We start from the raw sequence: 302 nt of genomic DNA, 5'->3' as shown, positions 1-302 counted from the left end.
GGGGTCGGTTCCGGCTGAGGGCGAAATGACACCCTAAGCTTTCGGTTCCTTGGGCCAAAGATATTCGCCAGTCAGTAGAATGTGCGCCCAGCCCAATGGGGATATGTGGGGAAGAAATTCAGGGGGAACATCCAACCCTTCGTTCCGCCGCTCCGTGACGGCATGACCAAGATGGACGGTATTCCAGTAAATGATCACCGCAGTCAATAAATTGAGCCCAGCGATTCGGTAGTGCTGCCCCTCTGTCGTGCGATCGCGAATTTCCCCCTGCCTCCCGATACGGAGCGCATTTTTGAGCGCAT

Annotated in this window: 1 protein-coding gene; it reads right to left on the bottom strand. The window is 55.6% G+C overall.

Going from position 1 to position 302, the window contains the following annotated elements; translation table 11 throughout:
• Window positions 1-33: 33 nt before the first annotated feature.
• A partial coding sequence (locus ACNQ0W_RS25560; RefSeq protein WP_046623738.1) for a Tn3 family transposase occupies window positions 34-302 on the bottom strand: 269 nt, incomplete at its 5' end.

Source organism: Enterobacter cloacae complex sp. 6730903 (assembly GCF_048283985.1).
Classification (GTDB): domain Bacteria; phylum Pseudomonadota; class Gammaproteobacteria; order Enterobacterales; family Enterobacteriaceae; genus Enterobacter; species Enterobacter hormaechei_C.
The sequence above is the reverse complement of the archived record's forward strand: the minus strand, read 5'-3'. Positions and strand labels throughout refer to the sequence as shown.